The organism is Microbacterium arborescens, assembly GCF_049707515.1.
Lineage (GTDB): Bacteria > Actinomycetota > Actinomycetes > Actinomycetales > Microbacteriaceae > Microbacterium > Microbacterium arborescens_B.
Genome location: NZ_JBNAFI010000002.1, coordinates 154,743 through 178,807, shown reverse-complemented (window position 1 = coordinate 178,807; position 24,065 = coordinate 154,743). Strand labels below are relative to the sequence as shown.

At 70.1% G+C, this 24,065-nt stretch carries 23 protein-coding genes; 7 read left to right on the top strand and 16 right to left on the bottom strand.

Annotated elements, in window-relative coordinates; all coding sequences use genetic code 11:
* The first annotated feature begins 55 nt into the window (after positions 1–55).
* Positions 56–709 carry a DedA family protein gene (locus tag ACPYN5_RS04805; RefSeq protein ID WP_424447846.1) on the top strand — a complete coding sequence of 218 codons (654 nt, stop codon included), beginning with the start codon at positions 56–58 and terminating at the stop codon, positions 707–709.
* Positions 706–1,503, top strand: coding sequence for a DNA/RNA non-specific endonuclease (locus ACPYN5_RS04800; RefSeq protein ID WP_424447845.1), 798 nt, complete (start codon positions 706–708; stop codon positions 1,501–1,503). Before ACPYN5_RS04805 ends, ACPYN5_RS04800 begins: the two co-directional genes overlap by 4 nt.
* A 12-nt stretch (positions 1,504–1,515) precedes the next feature.
* Here ACPYN5_RS04800 and ACPYN5_RS04795 read toward each other — a convergent pair whose 3' ends face one another.
* Positions 1,516–2,160 carry a CE1759 family FMN reductase gene (locus tag ACPYN5_RS04795; protein ID WP_424447844.1) on the bottom strand — a complete coding sequence of 215 codons (645 nt, stop codon included), beginning with the start codon at positions 2,158–2,160 and terminating at the stop codon, positions 1,516–1,518.
* A complete protein-coding gene (locus tag ACPYN5_RS04790; RefSeq protein WP_424448241.1) occupies positions 2,157–3,353 on the bottom strand; it encodes an LLM class flavin-dependent oxidoreductase in 1,197 nt (398 codons plus the stop codon). The genes ACPYN5_RS04795 and ACPYN5_RS04790 overlap by 4 nt, the downstream gene beginning before the upstream one ends.
* Before the next feature lie 147 nt (positions 3,354–3,500).
* Between ACPYN5_RS04790 and ACPYN5_RS04785 the strand changes: the two genes are divergently transcribed.
* Entirely contained in the window at positions 3,501–4,664 is a 1,164-nt protein-coding gene (locus tag ACPYN5_RS04785) for an acyltransferase family protein (protein WP_424447843.1), read from the top strand.
* Positions 4,665–4,673: 9 nt separating this feature from the next.
* Entirely contained in the window at positions 4,674–5,684 is a 1,011-nt protein-coding gene (locus ACPYN5_RS04780; RefSeq protein WP_424447842.1) for an isopenicillin N synthase family dioxygenase, read from the top strand.
* A 191-nt stretch (positions 5,685–5,875) separates the two neighbouring features.
* Here ACPYN5_RS04780 and rpsO read toward each other — a convergent pair whose 3' ends face one another.
* Entirely contained in the window at positions 5,876–6,145 is a 270-nt protein-coding gene (gene rpsO / locus ACPYN5_RS04775) for a 30S ribosomal protein S15 (protein ID WP_150419498.1), read from the bottom strand.
* Between the two features lie 380 nt (positions 6,146–6,525).
* Between rpsO and ACPYN5_RS04770 the strand changes: the two genes are divergently transcribed.
* Positions 6,526–6,990, top strand: coding sequence for a hypothetical protein (locus ACPYN5_RS04770; RefSeq protein WP_424447841.1), 465 nt, complete (start codon positions 6,526–6,528; stop codon positions 6,988–6,990).
* A gap of 70 nt (positions 6,991–7,060) precedes the next feature.
* Here the strand turns inward: ACPYN5_RS04770 and ACPYN5_RS04765 are convergent, their stop codons facing one another.
* From ACPYN5_RS04765 to ACPYN5_RS04755, 3 genes are all read right to left on the bottom strand, one after another.
* The gene (locus ACPYN5_RS04765; RefSeq protein WP_424447840.1) at positions 7,061–7,615 is read right to left on the bottom strand and encodes a YceI family protein; all 555 of its coding nucleotides are present in this window, start codon (positions 7,613–7,615) and stop codon (positions 7,061–7,063) included.
* Between the two features lie 159 nt (positions 7,616–7,774).
* Positions 7,775–8,143, bottom strand: a complete 369-nt coding sequence (locus tag ACPYN5_RS04760; protein ID WP_424447839.1) for an FKBP-type peptidyl-prolyl cis-trans isomerase — start codon at positions 8,141–8,143, stop codon at positions 7,775–7,777.
* A 227-nt stretch (positions 8,144–8,370) separates the two neighbouring features.
* Complete coding sequence (locus ACPYN5_RS04755) at positions 8,371–9,540, bottom strand: PrsW family intramembrane metalloprotease (RefSeq protein WP_424447838.1); 1,170 nt, start codon at positions 9,538–9,540, stop codon at positions 8,371–8,373.
* An 84-nt stretch (positions 9,541–9,624) separates the two neighbouring features.
* Between ACPYN5_RS04755 and ACPYN5_RS04750 the strand changes: the two genes are divergently transcribed.
* Positions 9,625–10,494, top strand: a complete 870-nt coding sequence (locus tag ACPYN5_RS04750) for a fumarylacetoacetate hydrolase family protein (protein WP_424447837.1) — start codon at positions 9,625–9,627, stop codon at positions 10,492–10,494.
* Here ACPYN5_RS04750 and ACPYN5_RS04745 read toward each other — a convergent pair.
* The 10 genes from ACPYN5_RS04745 to ACPYN5_RS04700 form a co-directional block, all read right to left on the bottom strand.
* Positions 10,484–11,629, bottom strand: coding sequence for a LacI family DNA-binding transcriptional regulator (locus ACPYN5_RS04745; RefSeq protein ID WP_424447836.1), 1,146 nt, complete (start codon positions 11,627–11,629; stop codon positions 10,484–10,486). The two genes, ACPYN5_RS04750 and ACPYN5_RS04745, sit on opposite strands and share 11 nt — an antisense overlap.
* Positions 11,630–11,666: 37 nt before the next feature.
* The gene (locus ACPYN5_RS04740) at positions 11,667–13,511 is read right to left on the bottom strand and encodes a glycoside hydrolase family 3 protein (protein WP_424447835.1); all 1,845 of its coding nucleotides are present in this window, start codon (positions 13,509–13,511) and stop codon (positions 11,667–11,669) included.
* A gap of 44 nt (positions 13,512–13,555) precedes the next feature.
* Complete coding sequence (locus ACPYN5_RS04735; RefSeq protein ID WP_424447834.1) at positions 13,556–14,440, bottom strand: carbohydrate ABC transporter permease; 885 nt, start codon at positions 14,438–14,440, stop codon at positions 13,556–13,558.
* 4 nt (positions 14,441–14,444) lie between these two features.
* Positions 14,445–15,395: a carbohydrate ABC transporter permease gene (locus ACPYN5_RS04730; protein WP_424447833.1), complete on the bottom strand. Its 951-nt coding sequence runs from the start codon at positions 15,393–15,395 to the stop codon at positions 14,445–14,447.
* Positions 15,396–15,400: 5 nt separating this feature from the next.
* Positions 15,401–16,666 (bottom strand): extracellular solute-binding protein, encoded by a 1,266-nt coding sequence (locus tag ACPYN5_RS04725; protein ID WP_424447832.1) that lies wholly within the window; start codon positions 16,664–16,666, stop codon positions 15,401–15,403.
* Positions 16,667–16,840: 174 nt separating this feature from the next.
* Entirely contained in the window at positions 16,841–17,257 is a 417-nt protein-coding gene (locus tag ACPYN5_RS04720) for a DUF4190 domain-containing protein (RefSeq protein ID WP_424447831.1), read from the bottom strand.
* A 76-nt stretch (positions 17,258–17,333) separates the two neighbouring features.
* The gene (locus ACPYN5_RS04715) at positions 17,334–18,797 is read right to left on the bottom strand and encodes an aspartate ammonia-lyase (protein WP_424447830.1); all 1,464 of its coding nucleotides are present in this window, start codon (positions 18,795–18,797) and stop codon (positions 17,334–17,336) included.
* 51 nt (positions 18,798–18,848) lie between these two features.
* On the bottom strand, positions 18,849–19,793 hold the full coding sequence (locus tag ACPYN5_RS04710) for a phosphodiesterase (RefSeq protein ID WP_424447829.1): 945 nt from the start codon (positions 19,791–19,793) through the stop codon (positions 18,849–18,851).
* A 23-nt stretch (positions 19,794–19,816) separates the two neighbouring features.
* Positions 19,817–20,152 carry a peptidase gene (locus tag ACPYN5_RS04705; RefSeq protein ID WP_424447828.1) on the bottom strand — a complete coding sequence of 112 codons (336 nt, stop codon included), beginning with the start codon at positions 20,150–20,152 and terminating at the stop codon, positions 19,817–19,819.
* Positions 20,149–21,393: an inorganic phosphate transporter gene (locus tag ACPYN5_RS04700; protein WP_424447827.1), complete on the bottom strand. Its 1,245-nt coding sequence runs from the start codon at positions 21,391–21,393 to the stop codon at positions 20,149–20,151. The genes ACPYN5_RS04705 and ACPYN5_RS04700 overlap by 4 nt, the downstream gene beginning before the upstream one ends.
* A 200-nt stretch (positions 21,394–21,593) precedes the next feature.
* Between ACPYN5_RS04700 and ACPYN5_RS04695 the strand changes: the two genes are divergently transcribed.
* Positions 21,594–23,765 (top strand): S9 family peptidase, encoded by a 2,172-nt coding sequence (locus ACPYN5_RS04695; protein ID WP_424447826.1) that lies wholly within the window; start codon positions 21,594–21,596, stop codon positions 23,763–23,765.
* Positions 23,766–24,065: the final 300 nt, after the last annotated feature.

Sequence of the window (24,065 nt, the reverse complement as noted above, 5' to 3'; positions counted from 1 at the left end):
ACGCCTGACCGTCGCCGTTCCCGTGCCGTTCATCCCCGGCTGGTAGGCATACGCCGTGCCCGCCGACCTGCTGACCGCGATCTCGGATGGGTCCTGGACCCTGGTCGCGGTCTTCGCGCTCGTGCTCGCCGACTCGGTCGTCGTGATCGTGCCCGGCGAGCTGTCCGTCGCAGCGGCGGGTGCGCTCGCGGCCGCAACAGGCGCCCCACCCCTCGCGGCGGTCATCGGGGTCGCCGCTCTCGCGGCGTTCTGCGGCGACGCCCTGTGCTTCGCCGTCGGCCGGCGGGTCGGCCTGCGGCGGTGGCGCTGGATGCGGAGCGCGCGGATGCAGCGCGCCTTCGACTGGGCCGGGCGGCGCCTGACGGAGGGCACCGCGACCGTGGTCTTCACCGCTCGGTTCATCCCCTTCGCGCGCCTCGCGGTGAACCTCACCGCCGGTGCGACGCGGGTTCCGGCTCGGCGGTTCCTGCCAATCGCGGCCGTCGCGGCGACGGCATGGGCGGCCTACCAGGCGGTCGTGGGCGCGGCGGTCGGCGCGCTGCTTCCGGACGCGCCCATCGCGGCCGTGCTGATCTCGGTCGGGGTGGCGCTCGCTCTCGGAGTCATGATCGACTCACTGGCGGCGATGCTGTCCAGGCGGCGCGCCGCTCGTACCTCGGGTGGTGCCGACTCACCCAGCGCCCGACCGACCGCAACGGAGGATCGATGACACCTCACGAGGGCTACAGACCGGACTTCCTCGGGATCGCGGTCCCGCTCCCCCGCCCGGCCCGCGAGCGGGACCTGCGCGATCTCGCCTATCCGCACTTCAGCGTCGTGCTCGATCCGGTCCGGCGCCTGGCCGTCTCGACGGGGGTCAACATCGACGGGTCGTCGTTGCGCGACGTCCCCCGATCGGGCAACTGGCATCTCGACGCGCGCGTCCCCGCGGACGAACAGGCCGGAAACGAGCTCTACCGCGACAACGACTACGACCGTGGCCACCTCGTCCGTCGTCGTGACCCGGGCTGGGGTACACCGGAGCGGGCGCGCGCGGCGACGGAGGCGACCTTCGCCTACCCGAACGCCGCGCCCCAGGCTGCAGCCTTCAACCAGTCCCCCGAGCTGTGGGTCGGGCTGGAGGACCACGTGCTCGCCTACGCGGAGGCGACGGCGCTGCGGGTCAGCGTCTTCACCGCGCCGGTGCTCGCGCCGGACGACCCCGAGTACCGCGGCATCCGCATCCCCCGACGGTTCTGGAAGGTCGCCGCGTGGAACGCAGCGGACCCGGCCGAGCCGCCTCGTCTCGCCGCCGCCGGCTTCGTGCTCGACCAGTCGGACCTGCTCATCGCCGCAGTCCCCCCGCTGCCGGGCTTTCGGACGTTCCAGACGCCGATCGCCGACATCGCGGATCTCGCCCAGGTGGATCTCGGGCCGCTCGTGGCTGCGGATGCGGCGAGAGCGACGCTGCGGACACCGCAATGGCTGCCGCTCACGTCGCTCTCGCAGATCGTCCTGGCCTGAGGCCGCTGCGGGTCACTCCCCCGCGAGACCCCCGAGCAGGTGACCGAACGACTTCCCCTCGCCGAGGTACGACGCGGGATCGAAGGGATCGGCATCGGTGACGGGAGTGCGTGCCGCGACCGCAGCCGCGAGCTCCCGTGCTCCGCGCTCGACCCGCGCGCTCAGCGGAGCGACCTCATCGGCCTTGCTCCCCCAGTCGCTGGATGCGGCGAACACGCCGGTGGAGACCGGCGCCGCGTGGAGGTAGGCGAAGAGGGGACGGATGGCGTAGTCGATCGCGAGCGAATGACGCGCCGTGCCCGCGTTGGCCCCGATCAGCACCGGCATCCCCGTGAGCGAGTCAGGGTCGAGCACGTCGATGAACGACTTGAACAGCCCCGAGTAGCTCGTCGAGAAGATGGGCGTCACGGCGATGAGGGCGTCTGCCGAGACGACCGAATTAATCGCCGACTCCAGCGCCGGGGGCGCGAAACCGGTCAGCAGGTTGTTCGTGATGTCGTGCGCGAGATCACGGAGCTCGATGACGTCGGCGGTCGCGGTGATGTCGGATGCCGCGAGCTCGGCGATCGTCGCGGTGGCCAGCCGGTCGGCCAGCATCCGCGTCGACGACGGGTTCGAGAGTCCGGCCGAGACGACGGCGATACGGCGCGCGCTCATCGTGCCGCCGCCGCTCCGAACGCAGCGCCGGCCGGCGCCGGGGCGTCCTGGTAGGGCGAGGGCCCGCTGAGGTTGTCGCCGCGGTTCGCGCGGGGACGGGCCTCGCGCGCCGGTCCGTCGCCGTACACGTCACGCACTCGCGCGGCGTGCGTCGGCGCGTCGGGCACCGCCGCGCCCCGGCCCTGTGCGAGCTCCTTGCGCAGCACGGGCACGACCTCGCCGCCGAGGATGTCGAGCTGCTCGAGCACCGTCTTCAGCGGAAGCCCCGCGTGGTCGATGAGGAACAGCTGACGCTGGTAGTCGCCGAACGTCTCGCGCATGGCGGCGTAGCGGTCGATCACCTGCTGCGGAGAGCCCACCGTCAGCGGCGTCATCTCGCTGAAGTCCTCGAGCGAGGGGCCGTGACCGTAGACGGGCGCGTTGTCGAAGTACGGGCGGAACTGCCGGACGGCATCCTGCGAGTTCGCGCTCATGAACACCTGGCCGCCGAGCCCGACGATCGCCTGCTCCGGGGTGCCGTGACCGTAGTGCGCGAAACGCTGGCGGTACAGGTCGATGAGGCGCTGGTAGTGCTCCTTGGGCCAGAAGATGTTGTTCGCGAAGAAGCCGTCGCCGTAGTAGGCGGCCTGCTCGGCGATCTCGGGAGTGCGGATCGAGCCGTGCCAGACGAAGGGGGCGACGCCGTCGAGCGGGCGCGGCGTCGAGGTGAATCCCTGCAGCGGCGTGCGGAACTTTCCCTCCCAGTCGACGACGTCCTCACGCCACAGCTTGTGCAGCAGGGCGTAGTTCTCGATGGCGAGCGGCAGCCCCTGGCGGATGTCCTTGCCGAACCAGGGGTACACCGGGCCGGTGTTGCCTCGGCCCATGATGATGTCGACGCGGCCGCCCGAGAGGTGCTGCAGCATCGCGTAGTCCTCGGCGATCTTCACCGGGTCGTTCGTGGTGATGAGGGTCGTGGCCGTCGAGAGGATGAGCCGCTCGGTCTGCGCAGCGATGTAGGCGAGCGTCGTCGTGGGCGACGACGACCAGAACGGCGGGTTGTGGTGCTCTCCGATCGCGTAGACGTCGAGCCCGACCTCCTCCGCGTGCTTCGCGATGGTGACCGCGGCGCGGATCTTCTCGGCCTCGCTCGGAGTGTGCCCGGTGGTGGGGTCGGCCGTGATGTCGCTCACAGTGAAGATGCCGAACTGCATCCCCGGCCAGCTGATGTCGTCGCTCGTGTGCGTGTTCACGTCGATCCGCCTTCCCGGACGCCTCGGCATCCGTTTCATGCATTTGAATATAAACCATGGAACGTCGGCACGCCCGGAGTATTCCCGCGGGATAGTGTTTCATCCACGATGACGCATCCCGCCACCGGCACGACCGGAACGCGCCCGAAGCGGCGTGTGCCCTTCTGGGACAACGCTCGCTTCGCCTGCATCGTCCTGGTGATCCTCGGCCACGCGGTGCAGCGCCTCACCTACGACTCCGACATCGCCATGGCGATGTACCTCGTGATCTACGCCTTCCACATGCCGGCGTTCGCGATCATCTCGGGGTACTTCTCGAAGTCCGATCCGCCCTCGCGGCGGCAGATGGCTCGCGTCATCACCGACATCCTCGTGCCCTATGTGGTCTTCGAGGGCCTGTGGACCCTCACGAAGTTCCTGGTCGAGGGGCACGCCAACCCCAACCCCACCCAACCGTCGTGGACGCTGTGGTTCCTGCTCGCGCTCGGGATCTTCCGGCTCGTCCTGCCCTACCTCGCCCTCTTGCGCTGGCCGCTCCTGTGGGCCTTCGGCATATCGATCGTCTCGGGATACCTCCCGAACATCGACTCGACGCTCTCGCTCTCGCGCACGCTCGGTTTCCTCCCCTTCTTCGTGCTCGGATGGTGGCTGCGCGACCGCGATGTGGTCGACCGCTTCGACCTCCTGCGGCGGAACGCCGCGTCGATCACGGCCGCCGTCGCCACGCTGGCACTGGCCGGATGGGCGGCGTGGGCCTTCATCGGGACCTGGCGCGAGATCAACCTCGGCAAGTGGATGTTCTACGACGCGAGCTACTCCGACGCGGGGAGCTCGGAGTGGTGGGCCGGCGCGGTGCGCGTCGCACTGCTGCTGGTGGCGCTGCTGCTCACGGCATCCTTCCTCGTACTCATCCCCCGCGCTTCGCACGGCTGGACGCGGCTCGGGCAGTACACGATGTACGTCTACCTGCTCCACTCCTTCGTGCTCTACCCCTTCCGCGAGTCCGGCGTCCTGCGCGACGCCGAGCCCACGTGGCTCTGGCTCCCGCTCGTCGTGGTCGCCTCCGTACTGATCGCGCTGGGGCTCGCGACGAGGCCGGTGCGCCGCGTCTTCCGCCCCCTCGTCGAGCCGCGGCCGGCGTGGCTCTTCCGCGATCCGCAGCTCGCCGGACGCGAGGGGCGCCGCAACGACCCGACCGGGTCGCGCCGTCCGCGGGAGGCGGGCGCGGTCATCCCGCGCAACAAACGAGCGGATGCCGCAGACGGCTCGTAGCCTCGCTGCATGAGCGACCTCTCCCTCCCCGTCCTCGACTTCTCACAGCTCGACGGCGACGCGGCGGCGGTGGCGCGGTTCCGCGACGAGCTGCGCACGGCGACGCACGACGTCGGATTCTTCTACCTCACCGGCACCGGCATCCCCACCGGACTCGAAGAGCGTCTGCACCGCGTCGCGCGGGAGTTCTTCGAGCTTCCCGAGGCCGACAAGCTCGCGATCGAGAACGTCAACAGCCCGCATTTCCGCGGCTATACGCGCGTGGGCGGCGAGCTCACGCAGGGCCGGGTGGATTGGCGGGAGCAGATCGACATCGGCCCGGAGCGGCCACCCGTGGACGACCCGGACGCTCCCGACTATGCGCGCCTGATCGGACCGAACCTCTGGCCCGCTTCACAGCCCGAGCTCCGAGAGGTCACCGACGCGTGGGTCGCGCACCTGTCGGACGTGGCCCGGCGCCTGCTGCGGGCCTGGGCCGAGGCCCTCGGCGCACCGTCGACGTACTTCGAGGACCACTTCGGCGAACCGCAGACGCTTCTGAAGATCGTCCGCTATCCCGGCAAAGACGATCCGACACCGCAGCAGGGCGTCGGAGCGCACAAGGACTCCGGTGCCCTGACGCTGCTGTGGGTCGAGCCCGGCAAGGGCGGCCTGCAGGTCGAGCGCGACGGCGCATGGGTCGACGCCCCGCCGGTGCCCGGAGCCTTCGTCGTCAACATCGGCGAGCTGCTCGAGTACGCCACCGACGGCTATCTCATTGCGACGAACCACCGGGTCGTCTCACCGCGGTACCCCGACGACCGCATCTCGGTGCCGTTCTTCTTCAATCCGGCGCTCGATGCCCGGTTCCCGCTCATCGAGCTGCCCGCCGAGCTCGCCGCAGACGCGAGAGGCGTCACGAAGGATCCGTCGAACCCCATCCACGGCGTCCACGGTGACAACGCGCTCAAGTCGCGCCTGCGCGCGCACCCCGACGTCGCCGAGCGCTGGCACGCCGACCTGCTCGCAGCCCGCGCCTGACGCCCGACTCGCGCCGAGAACGCACCCTCGCCTCGAGCACGCACCGTCGAGGGTGCGTTCTCGGCGCGGCGGTACGTTCTCGGTGGACAAGTGCGGGTCCGCGCGAGCCGCGGGGAATGCCGAAGGCCGCCCCACACCTGGGACGGCCTTCGCAAGAATGTTTTGCGCGATAGTGCGCTGGGTCGCTCTCCTTAGCGGCGGAGACCGAGGCGCTCGATCAGCGTACGGTAACGCTGGATGTCGAGCTCCTGGAGGTAGCCGAGCAGTCGACGGCGCTGACCGACGAGCAGGAAGAGTCCACGGCGCGAGTGGTGGTCGTGCTTGTGGATCTTGAGGTGCTCGGTGAGGTCCTTGATGCGCTGCGACATGAGCGCGACCTGCACCTCGGGGGATCCGGTGTCACCGGGGTGCGTCGCGTACTCTTCGATGATCGCCTTCTTGACGTCTGCTTCGAGTGCCATAGATGGGATCCCCTTCCTTCTCATTGCGCGGCGCCCGACACAGGATGTGCGAGCTCTCTTTATCCGCGGCCGATCGAACGGCAACCGCTCCACTCTACCAGCCATCCCGCTCCTCCGACGCGCCCGCGGCGGGCGCACGTCGTCGACCCGCGGCCACTGACCGCCTCTCCAGCGCCCGCGCGCAGGCGGGTGGGCCCGCCCCCCGCCGGCTCGGCCGTCGACTCGCGGACGATGTGCCACCCCCGTCATTGACCACGGGACGTCGCGCCGCAAGCCTGAGAAAGACGGCCGAGGTAGCCAGCACGCCCGAAGCTGCACCGCCACCGCCACCGCCACCGCCACCGCCACCGCCACCGCCACCGCCACCCGAGGAATCCCGCATGCTGTTCGTCGTCATCGTGGGGCTGGCTGCGGGCGTGGCTCTGGCCACGGCGCGCGTGCCGCGAACGGAAGCGGGGGCGCTCATCGCATCGCTGGGGCTGATCGCGGCCGGCGCGGTGTGGACCGTGACCGGGTCTGCAGACCAAGCCGCACCGGGCGCGGCGGTCGCGGGGCTCAGCTATGCCGCGTCCTGCCTCGTCGGCTTCGTCGGACACGGCGCGTATCGGTGGGCCCGGCGCATCCCTGCCGCGGAGCGGCCGTCGTGGGGTCTGCTGCTGTGGTTGACGGCCGCCGGGCCCGCGCACCTGCGGGCGCGGATCACCGCAGACACCGCGGACACCGCGGACACCGCAGACACCGCAGACGCCGCAGACGCCGCAGACGCCGCAGACGCAGCATGCACCGCTGACACCGCGAGCATCCAGGACGATGCGCCCGAATCCCCGCGCAGCATGCACCGCTGAGATCGATCCCCGCCCGGACACGACGAGGGGCGGATGCCGCAGCATCCGCCCCTCGGAGGGTGTCAGGCGATCAGGCCTGGATCGAGCCCTGCAGGTCGAGCTCGATGGTGACGTCCTTGCCGACGAGGACGCCGCCGGTCTCCAGAGCAGCGTTCCAGGTGAGGCCGAACTCTTCGCGGTTGATGACCGTCTTGGCCGTCGCGCCGGCCTTGTAGTTGCCCCACGGGTCGGTGCCGAAGCCGCCGAACTCGACCTCGAAGGTCACGGGCTTGGTGACGTCCTTGATGGTGAGGTCGCCGTCGACGAGGAAGTCGCCGCCCTGCTGACGCACGCCGGTCGAAACGAAAGTGATGGTGGGGTACTTCTCGACGTCGAAGAAGTCCGCGCTGCGCAGGTGGTTGTCGCGGCCCTCGTCCTTCGTGTTGATCGACGCGACGTCGACCTTGGCGTCGAGGGTCAGCTCGAAGGGGTTCTCGGGGGCGATGATCGTCGCCTCGGCGACGGCGAAGGTGCCGCGGACCTTCGAGATCATCATGTGGCGAACGCTGAAGCCCACCTCGCTGTGCGAGGCGTCGAGCGCCCAGGTGCCAGCCTTGTAACCGGGGATGTCGGTGGTCGTGGTCATGATCGTCCTTCGTCGTAGGTGTCCGGGAGGGGTCCGGCGTACAGGGCGGCAACGCACCCCTCGCACAGCCTATTCCCGCGAATGTAAATATCCGGTGACGGAACGGCGACGGGCGGATGCCGCATCGCGCAGCATCCGCCCGTCCGAGCGTTCGTCAGGTCAGCCGACGGCGAGCAGATCGATGATGAAGATGAGGGTCTTGCCGCCGAGGAAGTGGCCGCCCGCAGGGCCGTAGGCGAGGTGCGGCGGGATCACGAGCTCACGGCGCCCGCCGACCTTCATGCCGGGGATGCCGTCCTGCCAGCCCTGGATGAGGCCGCGGAGCGGGAACTGGATGCTCTCCCCGCGGTTCCACGACGAGTCGAACTCCTCGCCGGAGGTGTACTCGACGCCGACGTAGTGAACGGTGACGGTGTCGCCGGGCTTCGCCTCGGCGCCGTCGCCGACGATCAGGTCGCGAACGACGAGGTCATCGGGCGCGGGCCCATCGGGGGCGTCGATCTCGGGCTTGGTGCGGTCGTCAGTCATGGACCCCATCCAACCCGAGCGCGCACCGGCGTGCAACGCGGGGAGCGCCCGGCCCCGACCCTTGACGCGGCGAACGGGTCGGAGGATCATGGCCTCAGGCCAACTCAGCGCCCGGGAGACATGCAGGCATCGCCGCAGCACCGGGCGCTGAGTCTTTCCCGCCGGGCCACGTCGGGCCAGGCCGCGTCACGGCAGCATCCGCGTGGCGGCATCCGCGTCATCTCGCGTCACGGAAGCAGCAGCGTCTGACGCAACCGGGTCGCCCGCGTGAGGTGATCGTGCTCGTCGGCGAGTGCGGCATCATCGCGCCCGGTGAGCGCCCGTTGCCGCGCGGAAGCGAGACGCGTCGCCTCGGCGATGAAGGCGCGCATCGTCTCGGTGCGGTCACCGGGAAGCGTGCGCGCCCAGGCCAGCGCCCGCCGCCGGCCTCCCCCGGTGGCCAGCAGGTCGACCTCGACGGGGGTGAACCACCCGGCGGCCGCGTACTCGTGCAGGCGCTCCCGGGTGAGCCGCGCCTCCTCGCGGCGCAGCAGCACGACGCCCAGCACGAAGCCGACGAACAGCGGCACCTGCAGCGTGACGTAGAGGGCGAAGAAGTCGGCGAAGACGGCCGATCCGTTCCACAGTGCATGAAGCAGGATCGCCACGGCCAGGCCCGTCGCCCAGGGCCCGAACACAGCACCGCCCTGTGCTCCCCGTCGCACGGCGAGCCCGACGGCGAAGCCGGTCGCCGCGGTGAACATGACGTGCGCGAAGGGCGAGAGGATGCCGCGCAGCACGAAGGTCACCGACACCTGGGCGACGCCGCCCGTGATCAGGCTCTCGGCGAAGTACAGGATGTTCTCCGTGAACGCGAAGCCGGCCCCGATCATGGCGCCGTAGACCACGCCGTCGACCGGTCCGTCGAAGTACCGGCGACCCAGCCGCAGCACGAGCAGGATGCCGAGTCCCTTCGCGATCTCTTCGACCAGGGGCGCCTGCACGACGCTCGCCATCGCCGACGCGATCGGATCACGCGCCGGACCCGTCGCGATCGTCACGACCAGGTCGACGCCGAGGGCGATCACCACCGACGCGACCGCTCCCCAACCGAGGGCGAGCCAGAGCAGCCGCGGCGGCTCGGGCTCCCATCGGTCGACGAGGCGGACCACCCACAGCACGCCCAGCAGCGGAAGGAGCGCGAGGACCGCGCCCACGATCGAGGCGACCCACCCGAGGAACGACACGAGGTAGGCGACGAGCCCGAGCAGCAGGAGCACCAGCACGGCTCCCACCCACAGCGCCGCCCACCCGCCGGGTCGCGCGCGCACGGGGACGATGGGCGGCGATGTCGGCGCCGCCGGGACGGGGCCGGGGCGACCGGGCTGCGGCTGCGAGAGCGGGGACGGGAACGACACGCCTTCACCCTAGGGCGCGGGCGGGCAGCACCGGGAGGGCGGGCGGGCGCGGCGAGGGGCGCGTCGGCCGGGTAGCCTGAATGCATGCGCTTTGCCCACGTGATGACCGCGGGGGCCGACGATCCCCGCCTCGTGCTCGTCGACGACGACCGGGCCACGTTCGTCGGCGACCTGTTCGCCGGCGCACCCGGACGATTGCAGCAGCTCATCGAGCTCGGCGACGAAGGACTGGCCCGCGTGGCCGAGTCATCGACGGGCGACGGGGTCGCCTGGCACGCGATCGCCGAGTCGTCGTTCGCTTCGGCGGTCATCGACCCGCCCATCGTCCTCGCTGTCGGCCTGAACTACGCCGCGCACTCGAGCGAGCTGGGACTGAAGGCCGATACCGCCCCCACCGTCTTCACCCTCTGGCCGAACTCGCTCACGGCGCACGACGCGATCACGTCGTGGCCGCGCACCCTCAGCGAGTCCGTCGACTACGAGGCCGAGCTCGGGGTCATCATCGGAGCGCCGGCGAAGGATGTCGGCGCCGATACCGCCCTCGACCACGTCTGGGGCTACACCGTCGTCAACGACATCACGGCACGCGACATCCAGTTCTCCGAGGCGCAGTGGTCGCGCTGCAAGTCGTTCGACGGCTTCACCCCGACCGGCCCGTTCGTCGTGACGGCCGACGAGATCCCCGACCCGCAGGACCTGCACATCTGGGCCGTCGTCGACGGTCAGACGGTTCAGGATGCGTCCACGGGTCAGATGATCCGGTCGGTCGCGACCCTCGTCGCGCACCTGTCGACGGCCGCGACGCTGCTCCCCGGCACGCTCATCTCAACGGGAAGCCCCGGCGGAGCGGGCTACTCGCGCGATCCGCAGATCTTCCTGCGCGACCGCTCGGTGGTCACGGTCGGCATCGACGGCATCGGCGAGCTGCGCACCCACTGCCGCATCACGGAGTGACGGACTCGCAGCCGCAGCTGCCGCCGACCCGCAGACCCACCTCGACGCGCAGACTCCGCCGCGCCGCACCATCCCCCGGGTCGGTGAGCAGCAGATGGGCGGCGATGCGTCCCATGAGCTCCATCGGCTGGCGCACCGTCGTCAGCGTCGGCGACGACATCCGCGCCGCCTGGATGCCGTCGAAGCCCGCCAGCCGCACGTCGCGGGGCACGACGACGCCGCGGGCGTGCAGAACATCGAGCGCGGCGAGCGCGATCTGATCGGTCGCGCACAGCACGGCCCCGGGCAACGTGCCCTCGCGCACCCGCGCGCTGAGCCCCGGGAACGCCGGGGCCCGCTCGAGCTCCACGGTGTCGATGAGCTCGGCGCGGGCGCCGGGGTGTCTCGCCACGGCATCGAAGAAGGCCGTGCGGCGCTCATCCGTGTCGAAGCCGGCGGGAGCGTCGATCCACCCGAAGGTCGAGACGCCATGACGCTCGACGAAGTGCTCCACGAGCATGCGCTCACCGCCGGTGTTGTCGGCGAGCACGTGATGGGCATCGCCCAGCGGCGAGCTCAGGACGACGACCGGATGCGTCGACGAGACCGACCCGAGCGAGGCATCGACCGTCTGTCCGGGCAGGATGGCGAGGCCGTCGACCTGTCCCGCCGTATCGGCGATCTCGGACGCCCCGAGTCCCCCGGTGCTGAGCAGCACCGCCGTGCCGGCACGTTTGCACTCGAGCACGAAGCCGCGCTGGATCTCGTCGACGTAGAGCGGGAAGGTGCGCGGCGCGCTGCGGCGGACGTCCTCGTCGGCGTCCCACGCGATGAGGTCGGCATCGAGGTCGAGCTCCGCGAGGTCCACGGGGCCGCCTGTCGCGGGCGTCCGCGCCGCGGCGAGGCCGGTCTCCACGGGAGTCGCCGACTCGACCAGCAGATCGAACAGGTGCAGACCGAGCACGCCGGTGCGACCGCGTGCGAGGTTCCGGGCCGAGCCGCTCGGCACGTAACCGAGCTCGCGGGCGACCCGCAGCACGGCGTCCCGGGTCTCGGCACGCACCTTGTCGGGTCGGCGGAACGCGAACGAGACCGTCGCGATCGACACCCCGGCCCGCTCCGCGACGTCGTACACCGTCGGGCGTGCGACCACCATGACTACCTCGATTCCCCGGGGAGTCTATCCAGCGCGCTCACGCCGACACGATCGACAGTCCGCTCCCCCGCGGGAAGACCGGCTCGTCGGTGTCGCCCGGCACGTCGGTGCGCGAGCGACGCACGGCATCCATCGACCGCGGGATCTCGACGGGGAGCTTGCCGCGGGGCGGCACGGTGCCGGTCAGTGCAGCGAGCACGGCGGCATCCGAGCTGCCGTAATCGGCGACGATGGCCGACGCGACCGGGACGAACGGAGTGAGCACGGCGGGGCGGTCGAGGCCGACGACGAGGACGAGGGGCGCGTGCACCGCGACCCGGCCCAGACGCGAGACCAGGCCGGGGCCGAATTCGAGCGAGCCCTGGTGGAACCACTTCTCGAGGAAGAGGTCGTCTCGGGGTTCGAACGGCGCCCCGACGCGGACGATCGCGACGTCGGCGTCCTCGGGCCGCTCGACGCGGTCGGCGTAGGGAGCGAGGGCCGCATCGGCGATGTTCTCGGCGTACACCTTCGGCCGCGATGCCGTCGGCAGCGGCAAGACGGCGTCGCGGTTCTGCAGCACCGTGAGGGATTCCGCCTGAGCGCGCGTGCCGAGGGCCCGGAAGTCGGCGTTCCCGACGATGCGCTCAGCCTCGTCCTCGTCGACGTACGGGTCGTCGAACAGGCCGAGACGGAACTTCACCAGCAGGATGCGGCGCGCCGACACGTCGATGCGGCCCAGCGGTACCGCGCCCGATTCCACGAGGTCGACCAGCAGCTCGGTGCATTCCTCACCGCCGAACTGGTCGACGCCGGCGTCGAGCAGGCGCAGCATTCGCTCGGTGGGGTCGAGCTCTTCCACGCCCCACGCCCGGGCCGGGAGCACCTGGTCGCCCACGTGGTTGTCGTTGACGAGCTCCCAGTCGGTGACGACGACGCCGTCGTAGCCGAGCTCGTCGCGCAGCAGGTCGGTGACGATCTGGCGGTTGTAGGCGAACCCGACCTCGGCGATCGGCACTCCGTCGCGCTCGAGCCCGACGGGCATGCCGTAGTACGGCATCATGCCGGCCGTGCCGCGGCGGATCGCCTCGCGGAAGGGCTCGAGGTGGTAGTCGAACATGCCTCCCGGGTAGACCTGTTCGCGTCCGTAGGGGAAGTGCGCGTCCTCGCCATCGAGCTGCGGCCCACCGCCCGGGAAGTGCTTCGTCGTGCACGCGACGCTCTGGGCGCCGAGCTCGTCGCCCTGGAACCCCCGCAGGTAGGCGGCGGTGATCTGCGAGACGCGCTCGGCGTCGAAACCGAACGTCTGCGCCTGGCGGCCCCAGCGCGCCTCGGTCGGCAGGTCGATCTGCGGGTGGAGCGCCGCCCGGATGCCGACCGCGCAGTACTCGCGACGTGCCACGTCGGCGAACTGCTCGATGACCTCCAGGTCGTCGAGCGCGGCGAGGCCCAGCGGCTCGGGCCACTGCGAGAACGGCCCGGCCGAGAAGGCGACGCCGGTGTTCTCGACGAAGGCGTGGCGGGGGTCCGTGCTGATCGTGACGGGCACGCCGTGCGGCGTGCGCTCGGCGAGGCGCTGCAGGTTGTTGTTCCACCGCGCCCCCTCGCGGGCGGTGCGGATCGCATGGACGTTGAAGTGCGTCATGTTCTTGCCGACCACGACGTCGGTCGTCGGCGACTTCGAGATCGCGCCGGGGGTCTCGAGGAGCTCACCGTCCGGCCCGATCTCGATGACCGTCTGGAACATGAGGCCGATCTTCTCGGCCGGCGACATCCGGCTGAGCAGATCGTCGGTGCGCTCCTCCGGGCTCAGCCGGGCGTCCTCATAGGGGTCGAGGACTCCGTTGCCGTTGAGGTCGCGGAATGGGGTGCCGTCGGGGGCGGTGCGGAATTCGGGTCGCATGAGGCGCTTTCAATCGTGGGGGGATGGATGCGGTGACGAGGACATCACTTCAGACCGGTGGTGGCCACACCGCGGATGAACCAGCGCTGCAGGAACACGAACAGCACGATGATGGGGGCGATGACGAGCACCGACCCGGCCAGCAGCAGCCCGTAGTTCGTCGCGTTCTGCCCGGTCGAGTAGAGCGAGAGCGCCACAGGGAGCGTGTACATCTCCTCGGTCTGGGCCGAGACGAGCGGCCAGAGGAAGTTGTTCCACGACGCGAGGAACGTGAGGATGCCGAGGGTCGCCAACGGCGGCCCGCACAGCGGCATCACGATGCGCGAGAAGATGCGCCACTCCCCTGCGCCGTCCAGACGCGCCGCCTCCAGCAGCGCATCGGGAATGCCCTGGATGAACTGGCGCATGAGGAACACCCCGATGGGCGCCGTGATGAAAGGCAGGATGAGCGCGGGATACGTGTTGACCAGGCCCAGAGACGACACCATCACGAACAGCGGCACGAAGGTCACGACTCCCGGCACCATCAGGGTCACCATGACGAGCAGGAACAGCACCTTCTTGCCCGGGAACTCCATCTTCGCCAGCGCGTAGCCGACCATCGAGCAGAACACGATGTTGCCGAGGACGGTGACGACCGCCACGACGAGACTGTTGAAGAAGAAGTGCCCGAAATCGAGTGGCCCGAACCATTGCGCGAAGTTCTCGCCGGTGGGGTTCTCGGGGAACCAGGTCGGCGGCCGCTGGAGGATCTCTCCCTGCGTCTTGACCGAGCCCAGCAGCATCCAGACGAACGGGATGAGCCAGAGCGCGAGCCCGACGGCCAGGACCGTGTAGGTGATGGCGCGCGGACCGAACCAGCGCCGGCGCCGGCGTGGGGCGACCGGCGGGGTGACGGTGTCCACCACGGGAGCGGGGATGGTTGTCATCGGGTCAGTCCTTCGAACGGAGCAGCCGGAACTGCAGCAGGCTCAGCAGCGCGATGGCGAGGAAGAGGACGTAGCTGGCGGCGGATGCCAGGCCGTATTCGCCGAAGCCGAACTGCTGGAAGGTGTAGTAGGCGACCGACAGGGTCGAGTCGAGCGGCCCGCCCTTGGTCATGACGAACGCCTCCTCGAAGAACTGCAGGTAACCGACGGAGATGAGCACCGCACCGAGGAGGATCGTGGGGCGCAGGAGCGGCAGCGTGACCGAGATCAGCCGCCGCCACGAAGAAGCACCGTCCATCGTCGCGGCCTCGTTGACGTCCTGCGGCACGGCTTGCAGTCCCGCCAGGAAGATGACCATGAGGGTGCCGACGTTGCGCCACACCGCCATCATGATGAGCGACGGGAGGGCGAAGGCGGGATCGTTGAGCCAGTTCGGGCCGTCGATGCCGATGAGCGCGAGGGCCGAGTTGAGCAGTCCGTCGGGCTGGAGGATGTAGCGCCAGACGACCGCGATCGCGACGATGCTCGTGACCACCGGCGCATAGAACCCGACGCGGAAGAACGCCACGATGCGTCCGCCGCCGCTGTTGAGGGCGAGCGCGAGGGCGAGGGCCAGAACCATGGTCACGGGGATGCCGACGACGACGAAGACGGCGGTCACCCCGAGCGAGGTGATGAAGCGGGGATCGGCGAACAGCGTCGCGAACTGATCGAGCCACACGAAGTTCACCGCGAACGGAGACGTGATGTCGCGGGCGGTGAAGTCGGTGAACGACATCGCGAAGCTGCCGACGATCGGGAACAGCATGAACACGGCGAACACCGCGACGAACGGCAGGCAGAACGCCCAGGCGATGAGGGCCTGCCGCTTGCGCTGACGCGCGTGCAGCCCGCCGGGGCGGGAGGCCCCGCGGCCGGAGTCGAGTCCGGCCGCGGGGTGAGTGGTGGCGGACATCGCGGTCACTCGAGCCCGATCGCGTCGGCGTCGGCCTGCAGCTTCTGCAGCACCGAGGGAACGTCGGCGCCGCCGCGGCGGAGCTGCTCGAGAGCCTGGTCGCCCTTCGCGGCGACCTGCACCCAGCTGGTCGTCACCGGCGGAGCCTTCGCGGTCTGCAGCTGCTCGCCGAAGGTCGTGAGGCTCGCATCGTCGGCGAGGGCCGGAGCGTCCCATGCCGCCTGCAGGGCGGGCAGGTCACCGGTCTGCTCGTAGAACGCGGCCTGAGTCTCGGGCTCGCTGAGCCACCGCACGAGCTTCCACGCCGACTCGGCGTTCTTGCTCTGGTTGAACACGACGAGGTTCGCGCCACCGCTGAACGAGACCGACTCGGTGTCGGCGGGCAGGACGGCCGTCGCGTACTTCGACGCGAAGTCCGCGCCGCCCAGCAGCTCGAGCTGACCGCGCAGGAAGGGACCTTCGACGACCATCGGGGTCGTGCCGGCGACGAACTCCGACTCGGTCGCCCCCGCCGAGACGTCGGCATTCGCGTCGGCGAGACCCTTGTCGAAGAAGCTCTTGTAGTACTCCAGTCCCGTGGTCATCTCGGGGGTGTCGAGCGTCCAGGCGTCGCCCTCGGTGAGCTCGGCGCCGGCCGACCACGGCATCCACATCGCGCCCTGGAACGAGTCGTTGCCACCCGGCATCCGGATGCCGAAATCGGCGCCGGCCTTGTCCTTCATGTCGGCGGCCAGCTGCTGCAGCTCGTCCCAATCGGTGGGCGCCTCGGTCCAGCCCGCCTGCTGCGCAAGATCGGTGCGGTAGTAGAGCACGCGGGTGTCGACGTACCAGGGCACACCGGCGGCACGGTCGTCGAACTCGGTCGTGCTGAGAGCGCCGGGGAAGAAGCCCGTGGTGTCGATCTCGTCGGGAACGGTGGCGAAGGCGTCGCCGAAGTCGGCCATCCAGGTGGAGCCCACCATCGCGACGTCGGGGGTGTTGCCACCCGCGATGGCGGTCTGGAACTTGTTGTGCGCCGCATCCCACGGGATGGCGGTGACGTCGATCTTCACGTCGGGATTCGCCTTCTCGAACTCCTCGACGAACCCGGGCAGAGCTTCGCCCTCGGCCCCCATCGCCCAGACGCTGATGGTTCCCGTCGCCGGGCTGTCGTCGATCGAGGTGACCTCGGTGGGGCCGGCCGCCGTCTCGTCCGCCCGACCACAACCGGTCAGGATGAGCGACACCGCAGCGAGTGCGGCGATACCGCCTGCCACTGTCTTGATCTTCACGTGTTCCTCCTTGAATCGCGGGATCGCTGAAGCGATCAAAGCGCTTAGACGCTGCGCCTCGCTGAGTTTAAGCGCTTTGACAGGAACGCCGCAAGTGAGCCGCGCGGAACGGGGTCGCGCACGACGAAGCCCCCGCGGACCAGGTCCGCGGGGGCTTCGCTGAGAGCTGCCGATTCAGCTCGAGACAGAGGAACAGGGCTGCGTCTGGCCCCACACCGTGACGGTGTCCGCACCCTCGACCACGCAGGCCTGGTAGATCTCGTTCGCGGCGTTGCCGAAGATCGAGAACAGCACGATGATCCCGACGATGGTCAGCACGAGCAGGATCGAGCTGATGATGATCGCGGCGAGGGCCAGGCCGTTCTTGTGCCCGGCCTTCTTGCTCTGCACCAGCGCGACGATGCCGAGGATCAGGCCGACGAACTGAAGTCCGACCGGGACCAACGCGAGGACGAACGCGACGATGCCGAGGGTCTTTCCGGGAACGGGCGCGTTCGGGTTGCCGTACGACGCGTCGGAGGAAGAGGTCGGGTACGCCGGCGGCTGGTAGGCCGGAGGCTGCGGCACGGACGGGTTGTTCGGGTCGGTCATGGGGTCCCCCGGTGAGTCGAGTAGTGATGAACAGCTCCGACGTTAGCGAGAGCGCCCCCCACGACACAAAGCCTTGTCAGCCGGAGACGCTCTCCTCCGTCTCGGCGCGGACGATCGGGATGGCGGCCGTGACGGCCTGCAACCCCGAGAGCCGTGCCGGGGAGAGCTGCTTGTCGACGTCCGCACGCGACATCAGGCCGGCCTCGACGACGAGGTCTCCGACGTTCCGGTGGGTCAGCAGAGCCGTCTTGGCCAGGGCGGCGGCGGCGGCGTAGCCGATGAACGGGGTGAGGGCCGTGACGACCCCGACCGACGACCCGACCATCGCGCCGAGGCGCTCGCGGTTCGCCGTGATCCCGTCGATGCAGTTGATGCGCAGCGTCCGCATCGCGCGCCGCATCCACGTGATCGACTGGAAGATCGAGTGGGCGATGATCGGCTCGAACGCGTTCAGCTGCAGCTGCCCGCCCTCGACGGCCATCGTCACCGTCAGGTCGGCGCCAGCGACGGCGAACGCGACCTGGTTGACGACCTCGGGGATCACGGGGTTGACCTTGCCCGGCATGATGCTCGAGCCGGCCTGGCGTGCGGGAAGGTTGATCTCGCCGAGACCCGCCTGCGGCCCGCTCGAGAGCAGTCGCAGGTCGTTGCTGATCTTCGACAGCTTGATCGCGTTCCGCTTGAGCGACGACGAGAACGACATGAACGAGCCGGTGTCGCTCGTGGACTCGACGAGGTCGACGGCGCTCGACAGATCGAGGCCGGTGATCTCGCGCAGGTGCCTGACGACCGCGGGGCGGTACTCGGGGTGGGTTGTGATGCCCGTGCCGATGGCCGTCGCGCCCATGTTGATCTCGTACAGCAGGGAGGCGTTCTCGCCGAGCCGGGAATGGTCCTCGCCGAGCGTCGTGGCGAAGCCGTGGAACTCCTGACCGAGGGTCATCGGGACGGCATCCTGCAACTGCGTGCGGCCGACCTTGAGGACATCGTGGAACTCGACGGCCTTCGCCAGGAACGACTCGCGCAGCAGCGCCAGCTCGTCGAGGAGGCCCTGGAGATCGAGCGCGAGGCCGACCTTGATCGCCGTCGGGTAGACGTCGTTGGTCGACTGGCTGCGGTTCGTGTGGTCGATCGGCGACAGGAAGCCGTAGTCGCCCTTGGGGCGGCCCGCGAGCTCGAGAGCGACGTTGGTGATGACCTCGTTCGCGTTCATGTTCGTCGAGGTGCCGGCCCCGCCCTGGACGACGCCCACGACGAACTGGTCGTGGTACTCCCCGTCGATGACGAGCTGTGCGGCGCGGTCGATGAGGTCGGCCCGTTCGGCGTCGAGCACCCCGATGTCGCGATTGGCTCGTGCCGACGCCTGCTTGACCATCGCGAGCGCCCGCACCAGGTCGCGGTAGACCGAGATCGGACGCTGCGAGATCGGGAAGTTCTCCAGGGCACGGGCGGTATGCACCCCCCAGTACGCGTCGGCGGGGATCTCGAGGGATCCCAGCGAGTCGGTCTCGGTTCGAGTGGCGGGGGTGGGCGACGTCATGCACGGGTCCTTGTGGGTCTCACGGCGATGGGAGGGACGCTCCCAGCCTAGTCAGCGCTTGCGCGAAAACGCCTCGAGACGCTCCTGCGGCGACAGCTGCGCCATCGAAGCGATCCATTCGTCGGAGAAGTAGTCGCCGGTGGGCGCCTCGACGACCGGGACGACGGTGTGGGTGACGACGTCGTCGTAGACGTGGACGAGCTGGAAGGCCTGGCCGGCATCCATCCCGTTGACCGCTTGCGGGGGACGCTGGAGGTTCATCGTGTAACAGGTCGCCGAGGCGACCGAGACGGGGATGCCGGCGAACGTGCCGGTGGTCGAGTAGTGCAGGTGGCCGGCGAGGATGGCGCGCACGTCGGTGCCGGCGATCGTCTCGGCCAGCGCGTCCTGCTCGCGCAGCTCGAGGATGTCGAACAGCGGCACGTGGCTCGGGATCGGCGGGTGGTGCAGCGCGAGGATCGTGCCGTGCGGCGCCGGCTCGGCCAGGACGTCTCGCAGCCACGCGCGCTGATCGGCGTCGACCTCGCCGTGGTGCCATCCCGGGACGGTCGAGTCGAGCGCGACGAGGCGCAGTCCCGACAGGTCCCAGACGCCGGTCACCGGTTCCTGGCTCGGTGCGCCGCCGAAGAGCCCGGCGCGCATCGCATCGCGCTCGTCGTGGTTGCCGGCGACCCAGACCACGGGCGCGCCGAGACGCTCGGCGACGGGCTCGACCGCCTCGCGGAGCCGGAGGTAGGCGTCGGGCTCGCCGAGGTCGGTCAGATCTCCCGTGAACACGAGCGCATCGGGACGCACGCCGGTGCGCTCGACGGCCGCGAGCGTCACAGCGAGGTTCGCCTCGACGTCGTAGCGCCCGCCGAGGGCCGCCCCTCCCGCGAGCAGGTGCGTATCGCTCAGGTGGACGAGGACGTGACCGGCGGGTGCATGCCGGCCGAACTGCACCGTGGCTGCGGGGCCGACGGAGTTCGCGGAACCGTCCGACTGCGCTGGGGTCATGGCCTCAGCCTATGCGGGGGGTCCTACCGTCCCACCACGATCAGGATGATGCCGCCGAGCACCGCGAGGCCGCACAGGCCGAAGGAGCCGTACGCGGTGACGAGGGCCACGCGCTTCTGTCCTGCCGTCAGCGGGTTCTTCTTCGCCGCCTTGGCCGCGGCCTTCGCGTGCCGACGTGCCTGCTTCTCGCTGATGACGGCGATCGCGTCGGTGAACTCGGCGGGCGTCACCACGGGCACGCGGCCCGCGCGCACCAGCATCCGCACGCCCAGCGCGTAGAAGCCCACGACGAGGACGGCCGCCGAGATGGCCGCCGCGAAGACCTGGACGAACGCGAACCAATCGATCGAGACGCTCATCGCTCGCCCTCCGTCTGCTCCGAGGCCGGAGCCTTCGCGGCGGCCGCCGCCGTGGCGCGTCGCTGGCGACGGGTGGGCGGCGGATCGGCGGGGACGTCGACCGCGAGGCCGGAGTCCGCGACCTCGCTCATGGCGTTGCCCGCGTGCACCTCGTCGCGACGCGACCGGAGGAACAGCACGAGCACGATGGCGACGGCGAAGACGGCGTCGATGACGATGCCGACCGGTCCGAGCCACACCACGAGGAGGGCCGCGAGCGCGCCGACCGCTCCGGATGCCGGGAGCGTGAGCAGCCACCCGACCGCGATGCGGCCGACCGTCCGCCAGCGCACCGTCGAACCGCGACGCCCGAGACCGGAGCCGATCACCGAGCCCGACGCGACCTGCGTGGTCGACAGGGCGAACCCGAGGGCACTCGAGGCGAGGATCGTCGAGGCTGTCGAGGCCTCCGCGGAGAAGCCCTGCGCGGGCTTGACGTCGGTGAGCCCCTTGCCGAGGGTGCGGATGATGCGCCATCCGCCCATGTACGTGCCGAGCGCGATCGTCACGGCGCACGCGACGATGACCCACAGCTGCGGCTCCGCGTGCTCGGCGCTCTGCCAGCCCGCGGCGATGAGGGCCAGCGTGATGACACCCATCGTCTTCTGGGCGTCGTTGGTTCCGTGGGCGAGTGCGACGAGCGACGACGTGAAGATCTGCCCCCACCGGAATCCGTCTCGCCCATCGGGCTTTCCGTCGTGGCGACGCGTGACGGCGTACGCGACCTTCGTGACGGTGAACGCGATGATGCCTGCGGTCACGGGCGCGATGAGCGCCGGGAGGATGATCTTGCTCAGCACGACGCCGAAGTCGATCGCCATGGCCCCGACGCCCACGAGGGTGGCTCCGATCAGCCCGCCGAAGAGCGCGTGGGACGAGCTCGAGGGGAGGCCGAGCAGCCAGGTGAGCATGTTCCAGGTGATCGCGCCGATCAGACCCGCGAAGATCAGGGGCAGCAGCGCGCTGGCCGCGAGCTGATCCTCATGGATGATGCCGTGCGAGACGGTCTTGGCCACCTCGGTCGACAGGAACGCGCCGACGAGGTTGAGGCCGGCTGCCAGCAGGACCGCGACCTTGGGCTTGAGTGCCCCCGTCGCGATCGGCGTCGCCATCGCGTTCGCGGTGTCGTGGAAGCCGTTGGTGAAGTCGAAGAAGAGGGCCAGTCCGATGACCAGCAGAAGGATGAGTACAGCGGTTTCCACTGTGCGCTCTCTGTGACGTGCGCACCCGCGAACGCGGGTCCGCGAGTACGGATCGGGATGCCGCGGCAGCGGCGGGCGCGAACGAAGAGTTCACCGTCTGTTCAGGGTCCGGCAACCGGACCATCGAATCCTGCCATACCATCGCCGCCACCGGGAATCCGAGCGGCCGGCACCACCGGTCGCGGCGCTAGCGTGGAACGGTGACCGATACCCGCGACAGCCTCTCCCCGACCGATCCCGACGCTTCTGCGGTTTCCGCGGCCCCCGTGGCGGCCGTGCGCGAGCACCGCCGCACGCACCACGGAGACGAGGTCGTCGACCGCTACGAGTGGCTGCGCGACAAGGAGGACGGCGAGGTGATCGCGCACCTCGAGGCCGAGAACGCCTACACCGACGCGCGGACTGCGCACCTGGGCGCGCTTCGCGAGCGCATCTTCGAGGAGATTAAGGGGCGCACGCTCGAGACCGACCTGTCGGTGCCGACCCGCCGCGGGGACTGGTGGTACTACAGCCGCACGGTCGAGGGCAGCCAGTACGGCATCCACTGCCGCGCCCCGCTCGCCTCCCCCGACGACTGGACGCCCCCGCAGCTCGAGCCCGGTGTCGCGGTGCCCGGTGAGCAGGTGCTGCTCGACGGCAACGCCGAGGCCGAGGGCTCGGAGTTCTTCTCACTCGGAAGCTTCGAGGTCTCCACCGACGGCTCGCTGCTGCTTTTCGGCGTCGACACCGAGGGCGACGAGCGGTACACGCTGCGCCTGCGCGACATCGCCAGCGGCGAGAACCTGGCCGACGAGATCACCGGGACCTTCGCCGGTGCCTCGCTGTCGCCCGACGGCCGGTTCGTGGTGTACTCCACCGTCGATGACGCATGGCGGCCCGATTCGGTGTGGCTGCACGAGATCGGCACCGACACGGCATCCGACCAGCGTCTGTTCCACGAGCCCGACGAGCGGTACTGGGTCGGCGCCGGCTTCACCCGAAGCGACCGCTACCTCGTGATCGAGGTCGGCTCCTCCATCACGAGCGAGGAGTTCCTCGTGCCGGCCGATGACCTGCGCGCCGAGCCCCGCTCGGTGTGGCCGCGGCGCGAGGGCGTCGAGTACTCGATCTCCCACGCCGTCATCGGCGGCGAGGACGTGCTGTACGTCCTGCACAACGACGGCGCGTTGGATTTCGAACTCGCGCGGGTCTCGGCCGACGACCCGACGGGACCCCGCGAGGTCGTCCTGCCCCACGAGCCGGGCCGCCGCCTGGAAGGACTGTCGACCTTCCGCGACTGGGCGTTGCTGGGATACCGGCGTGACGGGCTTCAGCGCCTCGGCATCTTCGACTACGCGTCGGGATCGGTCACCGAGCTCGAGTTCGACGAGCCGCTCTACACGGTGGGTTCGGGGGGAAACCCGGAGTGGGCTCCCCCGGTCCTCCGGCTGGGCTACGGCTCGTTCGTCACGCCCGGCACCGTCTACGACTACGTCGTCGCCACCGGCGAGCTGCTGCTGCGCAAGCGCCAGCCCGTACTCGGCGGCTACGACCCCGCGGACTACGAGCAGCGACGGGTCTGGGCGATCGCCGACGACGGCACCCGCATCCCGGTCTCGGTGGTGTGGAAGCGCTCGTTCGGCGACCCCGAGGCCGCCGGGACGGGCGGACAGCCGCGTGCTCTCCACCTCTACGGCTACGGGTCGTACGAGCACTCCATCGACCCGGCCATGTCCGTGGCTCGCCTGTCTCTCCTCGACCGCGGCGTCGTCTTCGCGGTCGCCCACGTGCGCGGCGGCGGTGAGATGGGCCGGCAGTGGTACGAGGAGGGCAAGCTGCTGCACAAGCGCAACACCTTCACCGACTTCGTCGCCGTCGCGCGCCACCTCGTCGACACCGGCTACACAGCACCCGACCGGCTGACCGCCGAGGGCGGATCCGCCGGCGGTCTGCTCATGGGGGCGGTCACGAACCTCGCCCCCGAACTGTTCGCGGGCGTGCTCGCCGCGGTGCCGTTCGTCGACGCGCTCACGACGATCCTCGACCCCTCGCTTCCGCTGACGGTGATCGAATGGGACGAGTGGGGCGACCCGCTGCACGACCCCGAGGTCTACGCGTACATGAAGTCGTACTCGCCCTACGAGAACGTGCGCGAGGGAGTCCCCTACCCCCGCATCCTCTCCGTCACCTCGCTCAACGACACGCGCGTGATGTACGTCGAGCCCGCGAAGTGGGTCGCGCGGCTGCGCGAGGTGGGCGCCGATGCCCTGCTGAAGTGCGAGATGTCGGCCGGGCACGGCGGCGTCAGCGGCCGATACAACTCGTGGCGGGAGCGCGCGTTCGAGCTCGCCTGGCTGCTCGACGTCGTCGGCCTGGCCGACCGCTCCGCCTGACGCGTCCGGCGCCGTCGGCGCGCGGCCCGGTCGGCGCGCGGCCCGGTCGGCGCGCGGCCCGGTCGGCACGGGATGGTGTCGAGCGTACGGGATGGCGCCGAGCGCACGGGATGGCGCCGAGCGCACGGCATCCCAGCGCGCGAAAGCCGTGCACTCGGGCGGATGCCGTCCATTGGGTGGGCCGTGCACTCCGACGGGAGGCCGGGAACCAGGCTGGAGGCTGAGGCAATCGGGATGTCCCGGCCCTCTGCGCGATGGCGCCGGGAGGGATGGTGCCGAGTGCACGGGATGGCGCCGAGC